This is a genomic window from Micromonospora sp. CPCC 205739 (assembly GCF_036906795.1).
GTDB lineage: Bacteria > Actinomycetota > Actinomycetes > Mycobacteriales > Micromonosporaceae > Micromonospora.
This window is the reverse complement of the sequence record NZ_JBAKHS010000030.1, coordinates 1-22,806: the sequence shown is the minus strand read 5'-3', so window position 1 is coordinate 22,806 and position 22,806 is coordinate 1. Positions and strand designations below refer to the sequence as shown.

21 protein-coding genes are annotated in these 22,806 nt (G+C 70.7%); 17 read left to right on the top strand and 4 right to left on the bottom strand.

The window, feature by feature from the left end; genetic code table 11:
- Positions 1-35 precede the first annotated feature (35 nt).
- Both V6U88_RS27885 and V6U88_RS27880 read left to right on the top strand, forming a co-directional pair.
- Positions 36-863 (top strand): hypothetical protein, encoded by an 828-nt coding sequence (locus tag V6U88_RS27885; RefSeq protein WP_334457504.1) that lies wholly within the window; start codon positions 36-38, stop codon positions 861-863.
- Positions 864-1,157: 294 nt separating this feature from the next.
- Positions 1,158-1,748, top strand: a complete 591-nt coding sequence (locus V6U88_RS27880) for a hypothetical protein (RefSeq protein ID WP_334457502.1) — start codon at positions 1,158-1,160, stop codon at positions 1,746-1,748.
- 111 nt (positions 1,749-1,859) lie between these two features.
- Here the strand turns inward: V6U88_RS27880 and V6U88_RS27875 are convergent, their stop codons facing one another.
- Entirely contained in the window at positions 1,860-2,039 is a 180-nt protein-coding gene (locus V6U88_RS27875) for a hypothetical protein (RefSeq protein ID WP_334457501.1), read from the bottom strand.
- A gap of 457 nt (positions 2,040-2,496) precedes the next feature.
- Here V6U88_RS27875 and V6U88_RS27870 point away from each other — a divergent pair, with 457 nt between their 5' ends.
- The 6 genes from V6U88_RS27870 (at position 2,497) to V6U88_RS27845 (ending at position 8,168) form a co-directional block, all read left to right on the top strand.
- Positions 2,497-3,885 carry a MarR family winged helix-turn-helix transcriptional regulator gene (locus V6U88_RS27870; protein WP_334457500.1) on the top strand — a complete coding sequence of 463 codons (1,389 nt, stop codon included), beginning with the start codon at positions 2,497-2,499 and terminating at the stop codon, positions 3,883-3,885.
- Between the two features lie 92 nt (positions 3,886-3,977).
- A complete protein-coding gene (locus tag V6U88_RS27865; protein ID WP_334457498.1) occupies positions 3,978-4,622 on the top strand; it encodes a GGDEF domain-containing protein in 645 nt (214 codons plus the stop codon).
- A 91-nt stretch (positions 4,623-4,713) separates the two neighbouring features.
- Positions 4,714-5,292 (top strand): hypothetical protein, encoded by a 579-nt coding sequence (locus tag V6U88_RS27860; protein ID WP_334457496.1) that lies wholly within the window; start codon positions 4,714-4,716, stop codon positions 5,290-5,292.
- Complete coding sequence (locus V6U88_RS27855) at positions 5,289-6,350, top strand: DUF6283 family protein (RefSeq protein ID WP_334457494.1); 1,062 nt, start codon at positions 5,289-5,291, stop codon at positions 6,348-6,350. The genes V6U88_RS27860 and V6U88_RS27855 overlap by 4 nt, the downstream gene beginning before the upstream one ends.
- 208 nt (positions 6,351-6,558) lie before the next feature.
- On the top strand, positions 6,559-7,068 hold the full coding sequence (locus V6U88_RS27850; protein ID WP_334457492.1) for a hypothetical protein: 510 nt from the start codon (positions 6,559-6,561) through the stop codon (positions 7,066-7,068).
- On the top strand, positions 7,065-8,168 hold the full coding sequence (locus V6U88_RS27845; protein WP_334457490.1) for a C40 family peptidase: 1,104 nt from the start codon (positions 7,065-7,067) through the stop codon (positions 8,166-8,168). Before V6U88_RS27850 ends, V6U88_RS27845 begins: the two co-directional genes overlap by 4 nt.
- 67 nt (positions 8,169-8,235) lie before the next feature.
- On the opposite strand, the gene V6U88_RS27840 is transcribed toward V6U88_RS27845, so the two are convergent.
- Both V6U88_RS27840 and V6U88_RS27835 read right to left on the bottom strand, forming a co-directional pair.
- Positions 8,236-9,183 (bottom strand): phosphotransferase, encoded by a 948-nt coding sequence (locus tag V6U88_RS27840; protein ID WP_334457488.1) that lies wholly within the window; start codon positions 9,181-9,183, stop codon positions 8,236-8,238.
- Positions 9,184-9,522: 339 nt separating this feature from the next.
- Positions 9,523-10,338 carry a nucleotidyltransferase domain-containing protein gene (locus V6U88_RS27835; protein ID WP_334457487.1) on the bottom strand — a complete coding sequence of 272 codons (816 nt, stop codon included), beginning with the start codon at positions 10,336-10,338 and terminating at the stop codon, positions 9,523-9,525.
- Positions 10,339-10,715: 377 nt separating this feature from the next.
- Between V6U88_RS27835 and V6U88_RS27830 the strand changes: the two genes are divergently transcribed.
- The 8 genes from V6U88_RS27830 (at position 10,716) to V6U88_RS27795 (ending at position 20,816) form a co-directional block, all read left to right on the top strand.
- Positions 10,716-11,834 (top strand): DUF4314 domain-containing protein, encoded by a 1,119-nt coding sequence (locus V6U88_RS27830; RefSeq protein WP_334457485.1) that lies wholly within the window; start codon positions 10,716-10,718, stop codon positions 11,832-11,834.
- A gap of 14 nt (positions 11,835-11,848) precedes the next feature.
- Positions 11,849-12,151 carry a hypothetical protein gene (locus tag V6U88_RS27825; RefSeq protein WP_334457483.1) on the top strand — a complete coding sequence of 101 codons (303 nt, stop codon included), beginning with the start codon at positions 11,849-11,851 and terminating at the stop codon, positions 12,149-12,151.
- Positions 12,152-12,414: 263 nt separating this feature from the next.
- Complete coding sequence (locus V6U88_RS27820) at positions 12,415-13,542, top strand: AAA family ATPase (RefSeq protein WP_334457482.1); 1,128 nt, start codon at positions 12,415-12,417, stop codon at positions 13,540-13,542.
- A gap of 12 nt (positions 13,543-13,554) precedes the next feature.
- Positions 13,555-15,153, top strand: a complete 1,599-nt coding sequence (locus V6U88_RS27815) for a VWA domain-containing protein (RefSeq protein ID WP_334457480.1) — start codon at positions 13,555-13,557, stop codon at positions 15,151-15,153.
- A gap of 209 nt (positions 15,154-15,362) precedes the next feature.
- The gene (locus tag V6U88_RS27810) at positions 15,363-16,334 is read left to right on the top strand and encodes a DUF4192 domain-containing protein (RefSeq protein WP_334457479.1); all 972 of its coding nucleotides are present in this window, start codon (positions 15,363-15,365) and stop codon (positions 16,332-16,334) included.
- Positions 16,335-16,391: 57 nt separating this feature from the next.
- Complete coding sequence (locus V6U88_RS27805; protein WP_334457477.1) at positions 16,392-16,811, top strand: hypothetical protein; 420 nt, start codon at positions 16,392-16,394, stop codon at positions 16,809-16,811.
- A gap of 79 nt (positions 16,812-16,890) precedes the next feature.
- Positions 16,891-17,421 carry a hypothetical protein gene (locus V6U88_RS27800; protein ID WP_334457475.1) on the top strand — a complete coding sequence of 177 codons (531 nt, stop codon included), beginning with the start codon at positions 16,891-16,893 and terminating at the stop codon, positions 17,419-17,421.
- A gap of 962 nt (positions 17,422-18,383) precedes the next feature.
- Complete coding sequence (locus tag V6U88_RS27795; protein WP_334457473.1) at positions 18,384-20,816, top strand: hypothetical protein; 2,433 nt, start codon at positions 18,384-18,386, stop codon at positions 20,814-20,816.
- 437 nt (positions 20,817-21,253) lie between these two features.
- Here V6U88_RS27795 and V6U88_RS27790 read toward each other — a convergent pair whose 3' ends face one another.
- Complete coding sequence (locus V6U88_RS27790) at positions 21,254-22,033, bottom strand: helix-turn-helix domain-containing protein (protein WP_334457471.1); 780 nt, start codon at positions 22,031-22,033, stop codon at positions 21,254-21,256.
- A gap of 138 nt (positions 22,034-22,171) precedes the next feature.
- Here V6U88_RS27790 and V6U88_RS27785 point away from each other — a divergent pair, with 138 nt between their 5' ends.
- Positions 22,172-22,342 (top strand): hypothetical protein, encoded by a 171-nt coding sequence (locus V6U88_RS27785; protein WP_334457469.1) that lies wholly within the window; start codon positions 22,172-22,174, stop codon positions 22,340-22,342.
- The last annotated feature ends 464 nt before the right edge of the window (positions 22,343-22,806 follow it).

Sequence of the window (22,806 nt, the reverse complement as noted above, 5' to 3'; positions counted from 1 at the left end):
GCCCACAGCGCGCCCGCATCAAGAAGGACGCTTCCATGACCCAGACCGTCAACGGCACCCCGCTGACCCGACACGGCAGCCGCGTGCCCGCCCTGCCCCACACGCCGGCCCCCACCTGGGCCACCGCCTCCGCGGCCAAGCCGGACCCCGCCCACGCCGGCCGTCGCCCTGCCCCGCAGCCGACTGTCCGGCCGGCCCCGACCGTCCACACGATGATCGTGTGCCTGCCCGATGACGTTCCCCAGCAGGCCCTCACCGCCCACCAGCTCGCCACGCACTTCGGCGTCCCCGGCACCCTCACCGCCCACTTCTGGGCGTTGCCCGGCCTGCGCCTATGGCAGCGCCACCACCTGATCGGCCTGCGCAAGGGCCAACCCGCCGCCTGCGCCGGCGGACCCGTCCGGCTGCTCGACCTGCACGGGATGCGCCACGCCGCCGCCGTCGGCGCCGGCATCCGCCACCAGATCTGGCAGCACGCCGTCCACGGCACCCGACCCGCCACCGCATGGCCCGCCTTCGAGGCACGTCACCTCGCCAACCCCGACCGGTACCCGCACGCCACCGCGGCTGCGGACTTCCACGCCCAGCCCCGCGTCAACGCCATGCGCCTGCACGCCGCCACCAACCCCGGACCCGGCCAACCCCACATCGGGGAGCTGGAGATGTACCAGGCCGGCGCGCTGGCCTACCAGCACTACCGCGCCGCCACCGCCATCGTCGGCGACGCCATGCTCACCGCAGACGGCCGCAAGGTCACCCCCGCCAGCGACGCCCTGGCCGACCGCATCACCTACATCGAGCAGGCCCTGCGCCACCTTGACACCCTCGCACCGCCGCAGCGACTCATCGCCGTCACCCTCTAACCCCCACAGGTCGCGCCCTGGTCGCGACAGCGCCCCACGCGCCCAGCGCGGGCACGGCACCCCTAGTACTTCAACTGCCGTGCAGTACTAGGGGTGAGCATGAGCGGCTTGCGCCCGCGACTGCGGCAGGATGCCACCCCGAGCGTGTCCTCGGCCTCGGGTACTGTCCGTCTGCACCGGACGCCGCCCTGCTCCCGGCACAGCAACCGGTCGCCGGGCGAATGCGCGGCGGCAGGCAACGGCGGCCGTTACCGGCAACACCGGATCCGACGTCAACCCGATGGGACTATCACGATGCGAAGCCACATCGCCCACCGCCGCACGGCACTGGTCATCACGACGGCAGTAACCCTGCTGTCGATCAGCGGCTGCGGGCAGGATGGTGCCTCAGTTGGCGCCACGTGGCAGAGCGGTGTCTCCGCGTCGCCGGCCGCGGGCGGCGCGAAAACGGCGGCGCCGGCGGGCGGCTCGAAGCAGAAGATCAGCGCCGCGTGCCCGCTCGTCGACATGAAGACCATCGACTCGACGTTCAACGTGACCGACGTGAAGGCCGAGGAGAACAAGCCCCTCAAGAGCGCCGGCGCCACCACCTACGCGTGCGACTTCGCCAACGCCGGCCGGCTGTTCCTCACCGTCGGCGTGTCGGTCGGACCGAACAATGGCTCGTCGGCGGCGGCCAACGTCCGCGCCGCCCTGTCCAACCGGACCGGCGAGCCGCTCAACGGTATCGGTGACACCGCCGCCTACGACGAGGCGGACGGCATCGGTTCGGTCGCCGCAGCAAAGGTGACGGGCTCGCAGATGCGGGTGCTGTTTGTGCACGGTGCGCCGGACGACAAGGAGGCACTGATCAAGATCGCCCAATCCGTCGCACCGAAGATGTAGGGCGGCCGCGCGACCTCCTCCTTGCCGGAGGGTTCGTCAGGGTGGGCGACGACGGGGCACGGAAGCCATCCCAGTCGCGCATCCAGCGGCGGCTTGCCGCGTCACGAAAGCTCAGCGCGACGCTGATCTCATTGGGCAGCGCTTCGGGCGGCCCGGCTCGGCGATGACCTTCGCCGGGTCGTCCCAGCTCATCACCACCTCACGCCGCACGATCGTACGGACGACCTCGGCGTCCCGCCCGCCGTCGCCCGCCGGGGTCACCGGGTACACAAAGGTGACATCCGCCGTCACCTCGACCGCCCCCCATTTCCCCTCCCGATACGTGAGTCGACCGCGTCTTGGCCACGTCACCGACCAGCCGGGCCTGCTCCGGCCGGAAGCGGCTGAACAAGAGCAGCGGGGCGGTCTCGGGAGCGGGCGCCGTCGACGACAGGGCGGTACGGAGTACTCCTGGACGTCCTTCTGGTGCGGGTTCAACAGAGCAGGTCTGGGCCTGGTCCTAGTCCCACTGGCGCCGACGATGCCAACACCGAGCCCGAACCTGCCACTACCGACGACGCGGTTACCCCTAACCAACTGCCGTTGCAGTACTAGGGGCGATAGGCCGAGCACCAACGCCATGTCTGCGGCCAGTTGATACGGCGTGGCATTGTCGCCCCGAACCGCCGTCCGTGCCTCCGCACGCCGCCGCAAGCACAACCCCTGCGCTGCCTTCGCTCCTCCGGCTGCCGCCCATGCCGTCGTGAGCGTGGGAAGCAGCCTGCCGAGCGCCCCGGGCAGGGGGGCCTGCGGCCTACGACAGGCCGCGCCTTTTTCCTTCTCCTCCTCGGCAGGAGGTACACCCTTCGAGGGCGACATCCTGGTCCTGATCGAGGAGCACGACACCGGCGGCGAGTGTCGCCTCGACGTCATCGACCGCTGCCATCCCGACCGCGACGGCTACTACAGCGTCGGCGCCCACCTGTGGTTCTGGCACGAAAGCGACCCGACCGCAATCCCGGCTCGTGACCGGATGCGGGCAGGCCTCACCGCGCTGGCCGGCCTCGCCCGCACCGTCCTCGCCCGCCCCTCCCACCGGCCGGGCAGGGCGCTCTTTCGCACCGCGCCCCAACGACGGCGTCCACCAGTGGCGCCACAGCGCCGTGCACGCGGGCTGCCGACAGGTCCGACGCCGCATGAAACGGGCCCCTGCCCGCTCGCCTCGGCATGCCCGCCCCGGGCACGGCCGCACCGTCCCGAGATGCGGTCCCTGCACTTGATCACTGCCGCGCTCGAAGCGTGGATCAGTGCCAGGACCTCAACCCGACAGCACACCTACCAGGAGGAGAGGCCAATGACAGACACCCCACCGGACAACGCTTCCGCGCACAGCACGTTGCGAGTGCTGGCGGCGCTTGCCGAACTCGGCGAGGCCAGCGCCGCGGAGGTGGCGGAGAAGGCAGGGCTCGGCTACTCCACGACCACCCCGAAGCTGCGCGCCTGGGAAGAGTCCGGGCAGGCGGAGCGGGTCCGCACCCCGGACGGGCGAACCCTGTGGCGGCTGGCCGACGCCGGACGCACCGCCACCGCCACAACCGCCACAGCCGACCCCCGGCCAGCTGGCATAGACACGCCCAAGCCAACCGCCGAGCCGGACGCCACCGACGCGCACAGCCAGAGCGACGAGGGCTCATCTGCCACCAGTCCAAGCGGCGATCCCCCCGTCGCAGGTGACGACCACAGCGAGCCGACGCAGACGTCACCTGGTCCCGTCGTGATGCCGGACCCTGAGGCCAGCACGACCATCGGCGACGACGCCGGCGATGAATCACCGGTGGATCCGGTGCCGCAGAAGCAACCGGACGACCCCGAGCCGGGTGAGACACCGCAGGCCGTGACCGGCCCCGCCAAGGCTCGGCGAGCGGGCGGGTCGTTGCGCGGCGCGGCCTTGGACGTCCTCGAAGCGCACCCGGACCGGCAGTACAAGGTCGGCGAGCTGTGCCGGCTGGTCGACGCCGCGAACGCCGGCACGGACGCGGCTAAGGCCAGCGCTGGAGCGGTGGCGAACGCTCTGGCCAAGCTCGTCGTCGCCGGGAATGTCGTGCAGACCGTGGAACGCCCGGCCACCTTCCAGCTCGCCCCCACCCCCGGCCAGTAGCCCCCGCCGTCAGGTAGCCCGGGGGCGGGCGTCGAAGTTTGGTCGCCTCACGCCCACCCCCGGTGCTCCTTCGTAGACAAGGAGCGACACGAGTGTCTCCCATCGTGCACACGATCGTCACCACCGTCGGCGGGATCCTCGCCGGCCTTGCTCTCGCCGGCACCCTGCTGTGGCGCCAACACCAGGCCCTGCTCGCGGCCCGTCACGACGCCACCCACGACGAGCTCACCGGACTGCCCAACCGGCGTCTCCTGCTCACCCGCCTGCGCGCCGCCCTCAATCACCACGGCTGCTTCGGGCTGGTGCTGCTCGACCTCGACCGGTTCAAAACGGTCAACGACACCTTCGGCCACGACACCGGCAACGTGCTGCTGGCCCAGGTCGGACGGCTCCTGGAGGGCCTCGACGCGCCCATCGAGATCGCCGCACGACTGTCCGGCGACGAGTTCGCGCTGCTCGTTCGCGGTGACCGCGACGACGTGGTCGCCGCCGCCCACGCCGCCTGGTCCAGCATCAGCGGCGCGCCCCTCCACCTCGACAACGACGCCACCACGATCGACATTGGCACGTCCGTCGGCTTCACCCTGCTGCGCCTCGGCATGAGTCCCCGGCAGGTCCTCGCCGAAGCCGACCAGGCCATGTACCAGGCCAAACGCCTCGGCCTCGGGGTGTGGGGCCACAGCCCGCTCACCGAACCGGCCGGCTACGGGCGAAGCCGCGACCGGCACCACCACTGACCGAACCCGCTCCCCGCATGCCGACCAGGGACCCCGCAGCCGCCGGCTGCGGGGTCCCTTCCCATTGCGCCCCTTGTGAAGGGAGACGACTGTGCTGTCCATCCCCGCTGTCCACACTCTCGCCGGCTGCCTACTCGCCGTCGACGCTGACGCCGACGTCCTGGGCTGGGGTCGCCCCGCGACGCTGCTGCTGCTGCTCCACGACCGGCCCCAGCACCCCGACGGTCCGGCGAGGCTGCGCGCGGTGCGCAGCGTCGAGTTCCCGCTGCACCCCGAAGACCTGCTCACCGACCCCGCCGGGCTGCCCGCGCTGCTGCACCGCCTCGCCACCGCGCTGGGCCAGCCGGACCGCGACGCCGCCACGGCGTATCAGGTCACCCTCGACACCATCATCGGGCTGATCGGCATCAGGTCCGGGGCCCGCCTGCTGGCCTGGGCGGCCGTCTACGACGACCTCCTCACCGCCGCCGGCCGCTCCCGGCGGGTGCGCCGCGTGGACGCCGTCGACACCGACGGCCGCGTCTACCAGCTCACCCACCTGTACGGCGAGGAGCATCCCGCGCTGGCCGTGCACGAGGGTCCCGACGCTGCCCACACAACCCCCGCCGGGCCCGGGCTGGCCGCCCTCCTCGCCGCTACCGCCCGCCTCGCCGCAAGGAGCCAGCGATGAGCCAACCGCACCGTCGGCGCGACAGCGACGAGCAGGAGCCGATCTTCGAGACGTCCGGCCCGGACGGGGCGTCGCTGCGCTGCCGCGTCTGCGGGGCCGTGGACGAGGTCGTCCAGGACGAGATGCCGTCCATGGCGGGCCACGGCGCCGACACCTACGCCCGATGCGCCGTCTGCGGGTCCGTGGAAATCAGCGACCCGGTCTTCGGCTGGCGGGCCAAGCCCGCTGCGTGGCCGCAGCCGGCAGGAGCACGAGCGGACGCGGACGCGGACACGGCGAGCCCGGTGGACGACCGGCGGGCCGGTGTCCGCGGGCCGGCCACGGCGCCGTGCGGCACCTGCCCGTACCGGCGCGACGTCCCCTCCGGGGTGTGGGACGCCTCGGAGTACAAGAAGCTGCCCGACTACGACCGGCCGACGGCGCTGCAACCCATGGGGCTGTTCCTGTGTCACCAGGCCGACGGGCGGGTGTGCGCGGGCTGGGCCGGCTGCCACGACACCGACAACCTCCTCGCCCTGCGGCTGGCCGCCCTGCAAGCCATGGACCCGGATGAGGTCACCGCGACCCGCGACTATGTCTCACCGGTGCCGCTGTTCGACTCCGGCGCCGCGGCCGCCGCACACGGCATGGCCGGCATCGACGACCCGGACGCGAAGGCCAGGCGGGCGATCCACCGACTGCATCCGAAAGTCACCGCGCGGGCACTGCCCACCCTCGTGCGGGCACTGCCCGTCCCGGCGACGCCGGCCGATGGGGACTGTCTCACCTGGGCGCCCGCCACCGCCGGACGGCTGCGGCAGCACGGCTATCCCGCGCAGGTCATCAGCGTGGCGGGCTGGACCGACGAGCAGGCCCGCATCATTGGCTTCGTCCACCGCACGGTCCTTATCGCCGAACCCGCCGCAGATCCGGCCGGCTGGCGAATCGTCGACGTCACCGCACGGCAGTTCGACCCCACCCTGCCCGCCCGCTGGCTCACCAGCTGGCACCACTACCTGACCACGCTGGCTGCCGCGACCGGAGTGCAGCGGGTCACCCGCTGGCCTCAGGCCACCTGACCCAACCCTGGGACCTGCCACACCAGCGCCGGCCTCCAGCCCGCACCCAGCAACAGCCGGCCCTCACCGGGCTTCAGAGGGGACGGCCGCGCCACCACCCGCGTGCGTGGCCGTCCCCTGCCTTTCCACGGGCCGCCGCTGGGCAGGCCGACATCCGCGGGCACGCCCGCTCCGCCCTCTCGTGACTGCGCTGTCAAAGGAGATGCTCGTGACCAGCCGCTGCTATGTCGGCGCCGCCGACCCCCACCGCCCGCACGTCGTGCGGGCCCGGTTCGTGCTCTTCGACGGCTACCCCACCGCCGTCATCCCCGCCCTCGCCGGCATCTGGGCCGGCCACGCCCGCCGGGACACCCACGCTCTCGTCGCCGCCGTCCTGGCCCACGACTGGGAATACCTCGACCCCACCTCCCCCTGGGAGGGGCCCGGCCGGGTGCCGGACGTGGGCGTGCCCCTCGCCGGCCCGGACGGCCTGGCCGCAGTGCCGGAGCCGGTCACCGTCTTCCCCCTGTCGCAGGCCGTCCACCTGGACGTGGCGTGGATCTACCTCATCGACACCGCCACTCATTCCGTCGCCGTGCACACCGGCGACGGGGAGGCCGCCGGCCGCTACCACCTCGACGCCTGCGTCCCTGCGAACCCCCAGCCGCATGTCTTACCCGTCCCCCGAGCTGTGGCGTCGCCTCATTGCTGCGTACCCGTGCCCGGGTTGCGGCGGTGAGCGGCCGGGGCCTGGCCGCCGTCGCCGTCGGTGTGCTCGCCCTGCTCGTGCTGTGCGCCGGCGGCATCGGCGCCCTGTTCACCGGCGGCAGCGCCGCCGCCTCCTGCTACCTCACCCTCGGGCCCGACGGTCAGCCGTTGCCGCCCACCGTCAGCGTGTCCCCACCCACCGAAGGGGTCAGCGGGTTCAGCAGCGAGCAGATCGGTAACGCGGCCACCATCGTCGCCGTCGGCGCCGGACGCGGTGTCCCGCCGCGCGGCTGGGTGATCGCTCTGGCCACCGCGATGCAGGAATCCACGCTGCGGAACCTGCCCGGCGGGGACCGCGACTCGGTCGGGCTGTTCCAGCAGCGCCCCTCGCAGGGCTGGGGTACCCCCGCGCACCTGCGGGATCCCCGCTACGCCGCCGGACAGTTCTACACCGCGCTACTGGCCGTCGACGGCTGGCAGAGCATGCCGCTGACCGACGCGGCGCAGGCCGTCCAGCGCTCCGCGTACCCCGGCGCCTACGCCAAGTGGGAGGACGGCGCCATCGCCCTGGTCCGCGTCCTGACCGGCGGCACCCCAGCCGGCCCGGTCGCCGAGGACATGGAGCAGGCGATGAGCAACCCGCTGTGCCTGGCCGACGGCGGTGACGGCCAGTTCGGCGGTGAACCTGTCCCGCTGCCGTCCGGGTTCACCCTGCCGGCGGGCACACCGCAACCGGTGGCCACCGCGATCGGGTGGGCCCTCGCGCAGCTCGGCACGCCCTACACCTTCGGCGGGGACTGCACCGCCGCCCATTCCGGCATTGCCCGGCACCAGTGCGACTGCTCCTCGCTGCTGCAGCAGGCCTACCGGGCCGCCGGTATCAGCATCCCCCGCACCACCAGCGAACAGGTTCACACCGGAGCACCGGTCATCGACTACCGCGGCCTGCGCCCGGGAGACCTGTTGTTCATCCCCGGTAGCCGGGGCAGCACCAGCCGGCCTGGCCACGTCGGCATGTACCTCGGGCAAGGCCTGATCGTGCAGGCCCCGCACACCGGCGACGTCGTCAAGATCAGCCGACTGGCCGCGTGGAGCGGACAACTTGCCGCAATCCGCCGCATCGTCAACTAGCCCCGGGGGTACCGCCCGTGAATGACTCTAGGGTGCCCCTCGCGCTCGTACCGCGGCTCTCGGCGGTTCAGACGGATCGGGGCATACCTTCCACGACCCAGCGCCGGATCTGCTCCGCTGCTTGATCTGCGACGGGATGCCCGACAGGCCGAGTGGCCAAGTCGCTGAGCGCGAACATGTCCAGCACGCGCCCGAGATAGCCCCAGTTCTCGGCGACCACGACATCGACAGGCTGATGATTGGCGAAGGCTGCGCGGAAGCCGTCGAGGAAACGTGCAGGATAGTCGGCACCAAACCGGGCCATGTTCGCTGCGTCGCCATAGGGGCACCCCGAGTAACTGAACTCCCAGTCCAAGATGGCGTCGACGCGCCAGCCGCTGCGCGTGCGTGTGACCAGAATGTTTTTAGGGTTGATATCGGCGTGCACCAGTCGAGTGTGATCATCGATTTCCATCAACGCTGGGGCGTGAGCGGCGCACAGCTCCACCCAGGCCTGTTGGGTGGCCCGGTCCAGACGGGACTCAGGCGTAGTGGTCATACAGGCCACGGCGAACTCGGGCAACTGCTGCGACCACGGGCGTTCCACGCGGACAGTGAGGTCCTCGTCCACGAAAAACCCTCGACGATCGAACGTCGCCGCGCCGATGCCCGCCACAACACGCCCCACCTCGGCGCCGAGCTCAGCCAAAGCCGTCTCGCCGAACTCGGGCGCGGAGAGCACCTCGCTGAGCAGCGTCCCGGCCACATATTCGACGACCATGACCGGCCGGGCACCCTCATTCACTGCCGCCTGCGGCATGACAAGCAGGACCTCCGGGACGGGAACATACCGACGGGCCACGTCCATGACCGCAGCCTCGACCGCAGGATCCGGCCCGCCGAGCCTGGCAACAACCTGGCCGTCGGTCAGCGTGAGCAGACACGTTTCGTGAGAGAACCCGCCGGTCAAGCTCTTCGTCGCCACCACCGCGCTGCCCAACGCCGCCGAAATGCCGTGAACTTCCTCGGGCCGCATCGGCCCAGTCAAGCAGACCCCACTGACGAGACGCACCGGAGTGGAGTCGCGGTCGGATCCGCATGCAGCTTCTTGACATCATGATCATCAAGAAACCGGCAGATCAATGAGAAATAGCGGCCGAGAAAAGCTGAGAACACATCGCGAAGCCCGGGTCAGCGGCATGAGGGCTGACAAGATCGCCGAGAACCTGCACCATCACTGCGCGGGCACATCGTTCCAGCAGCGCTGGGCAGCGGACGGCGAGGCCTTGAAGTCCCGCCGGCCCTCGTGGTCAGTTTCATGTCACAACGCCCACTACCTGCCCTGCCCGGAGGAGGGCTGCATGCGGCGGTTGGTTCAGCTTGAGATCCTCTCCCACACATCGCCGGCCAGTGCTTCCGCGTCGTCGAGTCGTGCGCGGAGGGAATCTGGCGTAGTGCCGAGCGCGCCGAGCAACGCGTGGGCACGGGCGGCGAAGTTCGCGGGCGCGATAGGAAGAGCGCCGGTGGCCTGCACCGCCCCCTTCTCATTGAGAAGCCAACGTCCGGCCTGGGCATGCAGCGCGTGAGCAAGGAGGCCTACGGCCCGGAAAAGGCAACCGGCGACGTAGAAGGCGTCACCGCGAGATGCTCCCTTGCGGGCTCCGGACAAGGTGAACGGCACCGCCCACTGCGCGTTGGCGATCAACGCCCCACGTAGCGCTTGCGGGTAGCGGCGAGTCTGCTGCTGCAACACCACCAGTTCCCGACTCGGGTCGGCGAGGACCTGTCCCAGCGCCAGCTCGCCAACGTAGGCGTGCGAGTACACCCCGAGCGGGTGGCCAGCCTGAATTCCCACCTCGAAGTGGCCGGCTTGGCACTCCTGCCAGATGCGGTGCACGCGGTCCAAGTCGCGGTAGATCCAATCCACCTGGAGACCGTCCAGGCTCAGCCAGGCGCCGCCGTCGACCCAAGGTCCCCAGCCGCCCGGCTCGGTCACCTCGACCGAGCTGCCGGCCAGCTCAGCGGCTAGCAGGCGCAGAGCGGCGGTATCCAGGGGATGCCGGTAGTACAGGCCAAGATCATAGTCGGAGTCAGGGGCGTGCATCCCCCTCGCCCGGCTACCACCGAGGCACACTCCGACGACACCGCCGATGCGGACCAATTGATTCGCCATGTCTACCAAGCGATTCACAGCCTCAGTGTGCTGAACGAGATCGGCAACGGCGAGCTCGAATCCGCGCGCGCCTCGAATAGGTCACCGAGATCGACCGGCCGCTGAACGGCGGGCCGATCTTCGTATCGCCTCCCGAAGCCGGGCGGATCGGCCCGGTCAGCTCGATGCCATCTTTCACCGGTCCTGGAATGCAACCAAGTCCGCATACAGGCACTCGGCCAAGTCGCCTCACCGCCGGCACAGACACCCGTGCTGCCTGCTCCGGCCCGCCGCCGAAGGTAGTTCCCTGCTGGTTGGCGACGAATCCCTTTCCACTCGACACGGAGGTTCACCATGCGCTACTCCAGCTCCATCGTCGCCAGCACAGCCGCGCCAGCGGCGGACAGGTCGGCGTCATGACGTACCGGCCGGGCGAGCGCGTCGCGCTCGAAGACAGCACCGATCCGTTCACCCTGCTGCGTCCTGGTGATCAGGGCACCGTCCGTCGGTATCTGCCGGATCAGCGGATCCTGGAGGTGGACTGGGACAGCGGCTCGCGACTGTCGATGTGTCTCGACGCCGGCGATCGGGTCCGCCGTAGTGGCCAGGCCGGGCCGGATGCCGCCTGGCAGCAGGTCCTCGACGCGCTGCGCGCCGCCGGCGCCGCAGCCGGGCGGGACGCGGCGGGGTGGTGGGCGCAGCACGTCCTCGGCGGCCGGGCCAGCGGCGACGCATCGGAGGCCGCGCGTCAGATCCTGGCCGGCATCGACGAGATCGACCCGCCGATCATCGACGGGCTGCCCGCCGCCGACCGGCACGTCCTCGCCGAGGACTCCGACCGGTACGCCGAGCACGCTCCGGACAGGGCACCGCCGTGGGAGGCCCTGACCGCGCGCCAGTGTGACCAGGCTCGGTGGGCGTGGTGCGACGGCTTCGACGACGCCGCCGAAGCCGAGGCCGCCCGGCAGTGCCGGATGGTCCTGCACCCCAGCGGCGATGAGCGGGACCTCAGCCACCTGCATCCCGACCGGGTGCGCCCGGGCGGGCCGGGCGTGTTCGCCGGGGACTGGGCGTGGGCGCCGAACGCCGACGGCGACCTGCGTATCCCGGTCGGGTTCGTCGGCACCTTGGTCGATCTGTGGAACGGGTGGGCGGTGTTCACCTGCACCCGCGAGGTCGCCGAGGCGATCGTCGCCAACCAGCAGGCCGCCCGCGACCGCTACCGGCAACAACTCGCCGCGCAGGGCGTCACCGGCGACCGGGCAGACCGCAGCGTCGACGAGTCCTTCGCCCAGTTGCGGTTCGACGGGGAGGTCATCGTCGCCGACGAGACCCGGGTGCACGGTGACCCGGACGCCGTCGAGCGCCTCGCCCCGGACGTCAACGGCCGGTACACGGTCATGGGCCGCGCGTGGACCTGGATCGCCGTGCACCCCTACGACTGCGACCGGATCGCCGGCGACATCCCCGATCCGCCCGGCCGGCCGACACCCGAGCCGCAACCTCAGTCCCGCAACGACCTGCCTGACTCATGAAAGGACCCACGAGCATGCTCGACAACGGCGACGACGAGTTCGGCGAATACGACCACGAGGACATCCTGCAGGCCCTGGTGCGGCACCTGCTCACCGGCGAGGACCTGGACCAGCTGTGCGACGACGCCGAGCTGCCCCAGCTCACCCACGACGACGGCACCCCGGTGACCATCACCTCGGCCCGCGTCTACCGCGACGCCGGGGTGATGACACTCAACCGGGGTGTGTGGCTGGAACTGTCCGACGGCAGCGTGTTCGGCCTGACCGTGCAGGTCTCCCGCCGGCCCCGCAGCGGGGTCACCCTCCGCCGCCGCTAACCCCTCCGCGCACCCCGGGCCCGGTCGACTTGATCGATTCGCGGGCGGGTGCGTTCCTTGTCGTCGCCCACCCCGCCCGGTGGCAGCGACACCACTGACCGGCAGCCCTCGGGCTGTGTCCTGACCACCTCACGGAAGTTGCCGGCCGTCCCTGCCACAGGGCTCGACCCGCCAACCGTCCGTCTCCGCCGCGCGGATACCGCAGCACCGCTCGCGCACCCGGAGACGGAGCGCGGGCGCGACCCCTACGACAGGAGGCCCGCATGGACCCTGCAATCCCGCCCGCCACTACCGATCCCGCCGCTGGCGACCCGGATGGTGACCGCCGGCCTGGCTACCTGTACCGGCAGGTGGCCGCCTACCTCGCCAGCCAGCCGGACCAGTGGCTGAAGGTCGGCCAGATCACCACCGCCATCTCCGCCCGCTCCACCGGCGCGGTGTTCGAGGCGTTGAAGAAGATGGCCGCCGCTGGCTACGCCAGCCACTACACCGGCCCGCACCGGTTCCAGATCACGAAGGCCGGCATCGACGCCGCCGGAAGTATGCCGCCGCCCGCCCCGCGCACCGCCGCCAGTAGAGGCGGCCGGTCGGGGCGGCGGCAACCGGTCGCCCGCCCCAACGGCGACCTGTACTTCCCGCGCAAGCTCGCCGGCGCCACGGACGTGGACGTGCTGCGCCGCCTGCGCGACAAGCGCATCCCGGTGCTGCTCTACGGCCCGCCGGGCACCGGCAAGACCGCCCTCGTCGAGGCCGCCTTCCCGGACCTGCTCACCGTCGCCGGGACCGGGGACACCGTCGTGGAGGACTTCCTCGGCAACTTCATCCCCCTGCCGGACGGCGGCTACGAGTTCGTCTACGGCCCCCTCGTCACCGCGATGCGCGAAGGCCGAGCCCTGCTGGTCGACGACGCCACCCTCATCGCCCCGAAGGTCCTCGCCGTGCTCTACCCCGCGATGGACGGCCGCCGGGTCATCACGATCCCCGGCTACCGCAACGAACGCGTCGAAGCCAGCGACGGGTTCTACGTCATCGCCGGGCACAACCCCGGCGTGCACGGCGCGATCCTCACCGAGGCGCTCGCGTCCCGCTTCGACGTGCACATCGAGGTCACCACCGACTGGGACCTCGCCCGCCACCTCGGCGTGCCCACCCCCGCCGTGCAAGCCGCCATGGCGCTGAACGCCGACCTGGCCGCCGGACGCGTCAGCTGGGCGCCGCAGCTGCGCGAGCTGCTCGGCTTCACCCGCGTCCGCAAGACCCTCGGCCTGCCCGCAGCGGTGGCGAACCTCGCCGGCCGCGCCCCCGAGCACGACCGCGAGACGGTCACCGCCGCCCTGCGGCAGCACTTCGGCACCGAGATCACCGCGCTGACCCTCGGCAAGCAACGCTGAAAGGAGCAATTCATGCCCCATCCCCGAACCCACCTGCAGACGGGCGCCGCGAAACCCGGCGTCGGCGACCCGGACTGGCAGCAGTGGAGCCACGCCTGGACCCGGCACATCCCCGTCCTGACCGGCCGCACCGACCTGACCGTCACCGTCGCCCCCGGCGCGGGCGGCGGCGCCCCCGCCTGCTTCTACCCCGACCAGCGCCGCATCGAAGTCGACGCCACCCACATCGGCACCCCGGACGTCGCCAACCCTCGACGCGCCGGGCACAAACGCCTCGTTCCCACCGCCTACGGGCTGCTCGTCCACGAAGCAGCCCACGCCGCACACAGCCAATGGCGCACCCCGCCCGGCACCGCACCCGTCGTCGCCGCCGTCGCCGAACTCCTCGAAGAATCCCGCATCGAGCACCAGCAGCGCACGAGAAGACGCGGCGACCGGCGGTGGCTGCGCCACACCGTCAGCACCCTGATCAGCCCCGACGACGCGCCCGTCGACGACCCGTGGCACGCCGCGCACCTCGCCGGGCTGCTCCTCGCCCGGGTCGACGCGCGCATCATCACCGCCAAGGACACCCGCGGTGTCCGCGCGGCCATCACCGCGATCCTCGGCCGCACAATCCTCAAGCAGCTACGCGAGGTGTGGCGCCAGGCCCACAGCATCGACGACACCGACGCCGGCGGCATGCTCGACCTGGCGTGGCGGTGGTGCCGCATCCTCGGCATCGACCCTCAGCAGCAAGCACAGCCGCCGCAACCGGATCCGGGCATGTTCGCCGGCCGGCTCGCCCAGGCGCTGACCGACTACCTCGCCCACGCCGCCGGCCTCACCCCCGCCCAGTTTCGGGCTGAGCGGATCAGCGGCCGGTTCTGCGCGCCCGCCACGTGGACGCGCCGCGATCCCACCGACGCCGAACGCGCCGCCGCCCGCCACCTCGCCGCCCGGCTGCGCCACGCCCGCACCCACCAGCCTGAGCCCGACAGCCGGCCCAGCCTCATCCCGCCGGGCCGGCTGCGGACCCGCCACGCGATCACCGCCCAGGCGCAGATCGCCGCCGGTGCCATCCCCACCGCCACACCCTGGCAGCGCCGCACACACCTTCCACCGCCGAAGCCGACGCTGCACCTGGGCGTCATCGTCGACGTGTCCTTCTCCATGCACCCGTACGCGGCACCGATGTCGTCGGCCGGGTGGATCCTCGCCCACGCCGCCCGCGCCAGCGACGCGATCACCACCACGATCGCGTTCGGCAGCGACGTCACCCTGCTCATCGGCCCCCGGCAACGCCCCACCCACGTGCAGGAGATGAACACGTTCGGCGGCAGCAGCACCTTCGGCGACGCGGTGAAGCTCGCCGACGAACTGCTGCAGCTGCGTCAGCCGGGCCGGCTGCGGATGCTCGCGGTCGTCTCCGACGGTGACCTCGACGACATCCCGGCAACGCAGCGGCTCATCAGCACCCTGCACCGCGCCGGATGCGCGGTGATGTGGCTGCGCCCCGCCGACCTGGGCGGGCACACCTTCACCGACACCACCACCGTTCTGGTCACCGACCCGGTGCAGGCCATCGGCCACATCGCCGACGCCGCCGTCACCGCCCTCGAACGCGCCTAACGGCCGCTGCCCCGACCCCTCCCCTGCCGCAGTATCCCGCCGTCGCGCCCCACCTCAGGTGGACCCGCACCGCGGTGAGCGGCACACGAGGGGGGCGTTCCTGAACCGCCTACTGGCCGCTTGCCCGGCCCCCTGCGCACCTCAGCGCGCTCCCGGGCACGGCCGGTCGGCCGTGCCCGGGACTCACATCGACACCTCAGGAGACGACCGTGAGCCACTCGAACGATCGCCTACCGCTCGCCTCACCCGCCGACCTGCTCACCGCCGTGCCCTACCTGCTCGGCTTCCACCCCACCGACAGCCTCGTGCTCGTCGGCCTCACCGGCCCCCGCGTCGTCGTCGCCAGCCGCACCGACCTGCCCGCACCCGGCGACGTCACCGAGTGGGCCGAGCAGATCGAGCCGGCGCAGCTGCGCCTGCTGGTCAACGCGGCAGCCACCCGCGCCATCACCATCGGGTACGGGCCCGCCGCCGCCGTCACCCCGGTCATGGACACCGTCATCCCCCGGCTGACCGCCGCCGGCATCGACGTGCTCGACGCCCTGCGCGTCACCGACGGCCGCTACTTCTCCTACCTGTGCTCCGAACCCGCCTGCTGCCCCGCCGACGGGGTGCCCTTCGACCCCCACCGCAGCAACGTGACCATGCACGCGATCGTCGCCGGCTGCCACGCCCTACCCGACCGGGCGGCCCTCGTCGCCAGCATCGCCCCCGCCACCGGACGCGCCCGCGCCACGATCGCCCGCGCCACCGCACGAGCCCGCGCCCGCCGCCGCGCTCTCCTCCGAAGCGAAGGCCCCGACGGGCTGATCGGGGCAGGCGAAGAGGCGGTCCGCGCCGCGTTCGCCCGCTACGCCGACGAGCAGGTCCTCACCGACGACGAGATGGCCTGGCTCACCGTTCTGCTACCCATCCCCGCCGTCCGCGACGCCGCCTGGCTGGCCACCGACTCGCTGCCCTGGCACACCGCCCTATGGGCCGACATCACCCGCCGCGTCCACCCACCCCTCGCCGCCCCACCCGCCACCCTGCTCGCCTTCGCCGCCTGGCGCCGCGGCGAAGGCGCCCTCGCCTCCGTCGCCCTCGACCGGGCCCTGACCGCCGACCCCAACTACACCCTCGCGCAGCTCATCGACCAAGCCCTACGCGCCGGACTGCCCCCGTCCGTGCTCGACCGGTGACCCCAACCCCGGCCCGCACACGCCCTGAATCCACCCCCCTCTTCCTAAGGAACACCGATGTCTGACCCTCACCTCGACGTCCTGCACCGACTCCTGCAACACCAGGGCTACACCCTCGCCCTGCAGGAGCTCGCCCAAGCCTGCGCGCAGCAGCCCGACGAGGTGTGCGCGCTGCTGTCACAGGCCGCCACCATCGCCGCCACCCAGGCGCAGATCACCGCCCTGAACGACGCCGCGAACCTGCTCTGCGACGTCCACGCCAGCGCAGGCGCAGACACGGTCTTGTCCCTGCGCGAACGCCTCGACCGGGTCGCCGATGCCCTCACCACCGCCCTCGCCCAACGCGACAGGGCCACCGCAGCGCTGCGGCGCACCTGCCAGGCCCTCATCAGCACCGACATCGCGCTTGTCACGACCTGCGACGTCACCAGCGCCGCTGCCGGCCAGCCCGACGGCGCCACCACGACCACGCCCTGACCGGGACACCGTCGCGCTGTGCCCCGCCGCCGAGGACAGGCAGCGGGGCCGGCGCCTACCCGAGATATGAGGTAACCGGATGACCGAACAGACGGCGACCAGCGCACCACCGCCGACCCTGGAATCCGTCCTGCGCCACGCCTGGGACGCCTTCCACCCCACCCAGCCCGCCCCGCTGGGATGGCTCACCCACACCGCCGCCCAGGTCCAGGCCTACCTGCGCGATCACCAGCCCGTCGCGCAGCCACAGCCGCCAGCGGTCGAGCTCACCGACCGGTCGGCGCAGCTCGGTGCTCACGTCTGGACTGCGCTGCGCGACGCCGTCGCCGAGCACGACATCGACGTCGACGCCGCCAACCGGGTCCTGCACGCCGTGGACCTGCCGCTGCTGCCGCGCCGCTGGCAGGTCCGCCTCGCCCTACCCATCCTCATCGAGGTCACCGCGACCAGCCGCGAAGACGCCTTCGACACCGCCGAAGCCGCCGTCGAGAACGCACTCACCAACGCCGAACTCGACGTGCACATCGAGTGGGACGGACGCGAACGCGACAACGCCAACCCCGGCGACCTCGACCCCACCGCCGCCGAACACCCCTACCCCAGCCAGTGACGGACGACTTGATCCATACGGAAAGTCGAGCGTCACTGCTCGCGGTCGCCACCCCGGCGAACCCGACAGCGGCATCCCCACACCGCTGGCCGGGGTGGCGGCCACCCGATTCGCCGGCTGGTTCCACTCACGACGGTCTGACCGACACCACCACAGCAGCGGCCGGTGCCGTCGCCGCGCGCAGCGCGACACCAGCCCGCGCGGCCCCGCCACCGGGCACAACCGCGGCCATCACTGCAACCGGCCGCCGGGCCACCACGGCTGCGGGGTGTCGCTGGCCCGCGCAGTGCGCCAGCACCCGTCCGGCGCCCGGCCAGGGGCGACCCGAGCCGACTCGTGCCCGCCGGTTGCCACGTCCACACCGGGGGGCCGCGGAGACGGCGGTCCCCTGCCGACCAGTAGGAGGAGCAAGCTTGGAACCAGTGCCCTCGCGGCCGGCGGCTGCCTGACCTCGTCGCCGAATCCCGCAGCTGGGAGTCCTTCATCGTCTGCCACGACACGCTCCCCCACTACCGTCATGCCGAGGCCAGGCCGGCGATCTGCCGCGGCTTCGCCGACCGCTACCGCACCCAGGAGCTGCAGCTCATCGAACGGCTCTTCGGCTTCGTCGAGGTCGGCCCCCGCAGCCACCAACCACACCGCACCCCGAAGAAGTTCACCGGTGACCGGCATGAGCAGCGGTGACGGCTCCGCCCGGATTCGCGATGCACTCTATTGCCGATGAGCGGATGCCCTCGCGCCGTCGGCGCGGCCTGGACGTCGGCTGTTTTACTGCAGCTGGCATCACCCAGGTTTGAACCGGCCGTCTCTGCGAGCGAGCCATGCAACCCAGTATGTCCTCCCCACCCCGTGAGGGTGTTCCGACGGTCACCGCCGAGCCGGTCAAGCTCGGATCCCAGCCAGCCCGACGACGTCGGGAATTAATGGGATCCGATGTCGGTGGGGATCGTCATACTGGGGCCGTGAACTCCGAGTATGGACGGGTGGAGGTCGTAGGCACCGGCGTGACGGGTAGCCTCACCCGAGCCGCAACCTATCTCCAGCAGCTCTCCCAGACTGCGTCCAATGTTGACGATCTCCTCACTTACCTCGGGGAGGCACTCGCGTCCGCTCGCCTTGCGCTTGAGAAGCGCCTGCATGGGTACGACTCGTTCGACACGCTCGCGTTTCTTCGTTTCGCGGCGGGGCCGTGGGACTTCAGCGAAGTGCGAGAGAGCCAGAGCCAGGTCGAGAACTCTCAGGCCGCTCAGGACGTCATCGCACTCACGCTCCTAGGCATGGGGTTGCCCCGGCAGCCGCTGACTGGGGAAAACTCGGGGCAGCCCAACCTCGGGAAGGTACTAGGCCTGGCGGCCGACATCGTGAGGGCCGCCCAGACGCGCGCCGTCTTGCAGGGCCAGCGTGTGGATCAGCCGCTCGGCGCTCTCGCGGGCGAGTTCATGGGGTACGAGCTCTCGGTCCGCGGACGGCAGTACGAGTCGATCGCGAAGGAACTGAACACCGGGCTCTTGGGTGATCCAACCGTTGCCACCGTCATGGTGAATACCCTCGGGTTCACCCTCGACGACATCCGGGCGGTGCGCGAGGCGTCGGTGGCCCTGCTAAACGAGCGGTTCTTCGGTGCACGCGACCGCGTCGGGGACGTCGCTCAGTCGGGTGCCGGCATCGAAGACATCGATCCTGACGCGTTCCGGCGCGACATGAATCTCATGGTGAACGAGTGCCGGCTGTTTGGGGCTGTGTCGGCCGTCGAGGCCGCAGGCCGTGCCGGAGTCGAGGAGTCGACGGCGAAGGCAGTCCTGGAGTATTTCAGCACCTCCCGGCCGGCGGATGGTGACGCTAACCCGGTCATCAGGTTCGCGCAGGGGGAGCGTGTGGTGCCCTGGGGGTGCATCGCGGACGACGGCGAGTACCTCATCCTCAACGGGTTTCTGGGCGAAGACGAACTGCGCCGTAACATCGAGCGTGGGCTCGCCGCGGCCGCCGCCGGAAAGCGCGGGAGTGCAGGCAAGGTGTGGTCGAAGTACGACGGGCGGCGGGCCGTGTACTCCGAGTCGAAGGCGGCTGCCGCGCTCAGCAAGCTGCTTGCCGGAGTCGAGCCCCGCTGGGAGGGGCAGAAGTACATCGGCCCGGTCTCCATTGACCACACGGCAAGCCTGGGCAAAGACGCCGACCGGACGGGCGCCCAGACCCGGGAGTTCGAGTCGGACTTGCTGTTCGTCGTCGATGGTGTCGCCTTGTGCGTAGAGGTGAAGGCCGGGTCCGTCACCGAAAAGGCCCGCGGCGGCAACGCCAAGCGGTTGGCCTCAGACCTGCAGAAGACCCTCAAGGAGGGCAACGAGCAGGCGGACCGGTTAACCAACCTGATCCGCACCAACCAGGGGGTGTGGAGCGTCGGCGGTGAGTGGATTGACCTGGCGTCGGTCAGGGAAATCCATTCGATTATTGTGATGCTTGACGATATGGGCCCGCTGTCGCTGTCGATGAACGAGCTCGCGCACAAGGGCATCATCGATACCGACGAGGTGCCGTGGATCGTGAGCATGCACGACCTGATCGTCATCAGCCGCACGATCGACCACTCCGCCCAGTTCCTCGAGTACCTGCGGCGTCGCCGCGGCCGGAAGCTCGCAACCATGGTGAACGGCGTCGACGAACTCGACATGTTCATGTGGTTCGTCACCGGAGGCATGTACTTCGAGCCCGACCCGCGGGACGTCGCGGCCCAACTCCCAATCGACAGGCCCATCAAGGCGTCCGACATGCGCCGCTACGAGGAGCAGTCCCGCGTACGGCTCGGCACTCTCACTGATCCGCTGGATGCGTGGTTCTATAGCCGCGAAGGTCTCTCAGACACCCAAGCACCTAAGCCAACCCGGCAGGAGGAGCCGTGGGTCGAGCAGTACCTGGCGGCGAGCGAGTCGGCCAAATCACCCGGGTGGCTTCGGTTTGGCGCCGACCTGGTCGGTCTGAGTGAGAGCGCGCAACGCGACATCGGGAAAAAGCTGGAGGAGCAGTGCCACCAGGCGCGTGGCGGCGACATCGAGCGCAGCGTGACCACTCACGGCACCACCAGTGCCGGGCCCTGGCTGCTTACTGCGGCGGCCGTGCCTGAAGGGGCGAGCATCGACCACCTCCCTGGGTACATAGACGCGAAGCAGTACCAGACCCGGTCGAGCCGGTCGATGCTGCTGCTGTACGAGACCGACGGGTCGCTGAGCGGGTCTCGCTACCGCGGCGAGCCTCAACGTCGGACTGCCGACCGAGACGCCGCCATCGAGGTCACCCCGCTGCGAAGCCTCGCGGCCACCTTCAACAAGGTTCCTCCGAGTGCACGACGCAGCACCAGGCAGTTGCGCGGCAAACGGGGAAAGAAGAACCGCCGGCGCCGCTAAGCAGGTTGCACCGCAGGTCACGGGTCGGTTCGTCACCAACGCGACGGCCGCGCGTCACCCGAACACGACGGTGACCGAGCGCGGCTAGCGCGAGGCAAAGGTCCGGTGCCCGCAGGCGGGTGCCGGACCTTCGCCGTCTCATCGGTGCTCTCAGCTCAACCGAGCGTCGGGTGCGGAGGGGCTCGCCGCGTCTCGCCTGGGGAGAACACGTGGAAAGTTCGCTGCTGCGGCTCGCTGCCGGCGCCGCACTGCTCATCGTGTGGTGGATCACGCTGCCCGCCGAGGACCCCGCCTGGCGGACCGGCGTCAGCGTCGCGGTGCTCTCCCTCGCCTGCGGGCTGCTGGCCGACGGCGTGCGCATATGCGGGCCAGGTTTGGAACTCGGTGGCCTACGCCGACTGCTGAGCCACGGCCTTGATTCGTGGTCGGTGGCGCCGTTACTTGTCTTCGCCGGCTCCGTAGAGGCTGGAACCCTCTCGCAGACCGTAGATGAACCCGGCGACGGCCGCTCGTTCGCGGGCGGGCATCGCCATCAGCGCATTGAGGATCCATCCGACCTCTAGAGAGGAGCCTCCCTGAGGCTTTGCCCTCATCAGTTCGGTCGGGAAGGGCCGTGTCACGGGCTCAGGGCACGCGAAGGTGGCCATCGTCTCCAGAGATCCGTCCGAAACCTGTGCCCGCAGCTCGATGTTGACCACTGCGAGGTAGCCGTCGGAGGGCTCCCGGAGGCCGATCTCGGCTTTATAGCGAACCTTCCATGATTCGCCCAGCATGCGCGCCAGGATCCCGCAGATCGCGTCGGCGAGGGCGAACAGGGCCGCCGAAGGCGCGTAATAGTCGTCGTTCGGAGTCCACTTCGCCTTGGCGGCGGTTTCGGCGCGGTGAAGGTCGAGTTCGGCGTCGAAACCCGGCCTCAGCTCGCGCCACCACTGCTTGACCACGCGCTCCTCGGCCCTGCTCTCCAGTGCGACCATCCCCTGCATCGCCCACCAAAGATCGAGCAGCGCATCCTCGTCGAGTTCCAGGGCGGCGGCGTAGCCCCGGACGATCGCCTCGGTCTTGGGTGGGCGGTTGCCACTCTCGGCCATGGAGACGGCGGCCACGGAGAGCTTGGGGTCGAAGGAGCTGGCGACATCGGCCTGATTCTTCGACAGGTGCTTGCGCACGGCCTGCAGCACGCGGCCGAACGCCACCGCCGAACTCGATCCGGATTTCACGGCAACACGCCTTCCTTGTGAACCGTGCTGGTGATACCTTTTCACCGGCAACACGGATAAGCTCGAAAACCGTAACACGGGGCGCCGCTCGATCCGTGCGTCCGACGCAGCCACCCACAACAAGTGAGGAAGTTTCCGATGAGCCACCAGGACTCGAACAAGCGCCGAACCGTCGACAGGGTTGAGCAGGCGGGCCAGGACTACAGGCGATACGTGGACGTGGCTTTGGTGGTCATCGGCGGCGTCAAGGACGTTCATGCGGCCGCGTCTCCGCTCGTCGCGCAGTGGAAGCGGCGTAACCGGCGTTAGGCTAACGCCGGTTAGGTCGGTGGGTCTGGCGGGCCTCTGTGGTGGCGATCGTTGCTCTGCTACGGGGGTGGTGGGGCCGCCCGGGTCGGCGATCGCCGATGCGCCCGGGCGGCTGGCTGCTGCGGCAGCATCAGCTCGATAATCTCCCACTGCGCATCGGTCAGATTTAGTAGGGCGATGCACTGATCTGCCGCCGATAACGCTGTGAGCGGAGGCTTTTACAGCAGCGCTTCATCGAGCGCCAGCACGAACGCGGGGCCTGGGTTGGCGCGGCTGCTAGCCGGCGGTCAATGCCTGATGTTGCCTGCGGCCACAATCGCCCCGGTTGAACAGGCGTTGCGGGAGGCGGGCCGCAGCAGACGGCACGACACGGGCGCTGACTGTCGATGGTCGCCGACCACCTAGGCGGTGTCTTCAAAGGATCTTGGTGTCGGATGATGTAGGGCGTGGGTCGTCGTTACGAG

Coding starts and splice junctions, on each gene's coding strand:
- V6U88_RS27885 (WP_334457504.1), top strand. CDS start 36: ATGACCCAGACCGTCAACGGCACCCCGCTGACCCGACACGGCAGCCGC.
- V6U88_RS27880 (WP_334457502.1), top strand. CDS start 1,158: ATGCGAAGCCACATCGCCCACCGCCGCACGGCACTGGTCATCACGACG.
- V6U88_RS27855 (WP_334457494.1), top strand. CDS start 5,289: ATGAGCCAACCGCACCGTCGGCGCGACAGCGACGAGCAGGAGCCGATC.
- V6U88_RS27840 (WP_334457488.1), bottom strand. CDS start 9,183: ATGCGGCCCGAGGAAGTTCACGGCATTTCGGCGGCGTTGGGCAGCGCG.
- V6U88_RS27830 (WP_334457485.1), top strand. CDS start 10,716: ATGACGTACCGGCCGGGCGAGCGCGTCGCGCTCGAAGACAGCACCGAT.
- V6U88_RS27825 (WP_334457483.1), top strand. CDS start 11,849: ATGCTCGACAACGGCGACGACGAGTTCGGCGAATACGACCACGAGGAC.
- V6U88_RS27820 (WP_334457482.1), top strand. CDS start 12,415: ATGGACCCTGCAATCCCGCCCGCCACTACCGATCCCGCCGCTGGCGAC.
- V6U88_RS27815 (WP_334457480.1), top strand. CDS start 13,555: ATGCCCCATCCCCGAACCCACCTGCAGACGGGCGCCGCGAAACCCGGC.
- V6U88_RS27805 (WP_334457477.1), top strand. CDS start 16,392: ATGTCTGACCCTCACCTCGACGTCCTGCACCGACTCCTGCAACACCAG.
- V6U88_RS27800 (WP_334457475.1), top strand. CDS start 16,891: ATGACCGAACAGACGGCGACCAGCGCACCACCGCCGACCCTGGAATCC.
- V6U88_RS27785 (WP_334457469.1), top strand. CDS start 22,172: ATGAGCCACCAGGACTCGAACAAGCGCCGAACCGTCGACAGGGTTGAG.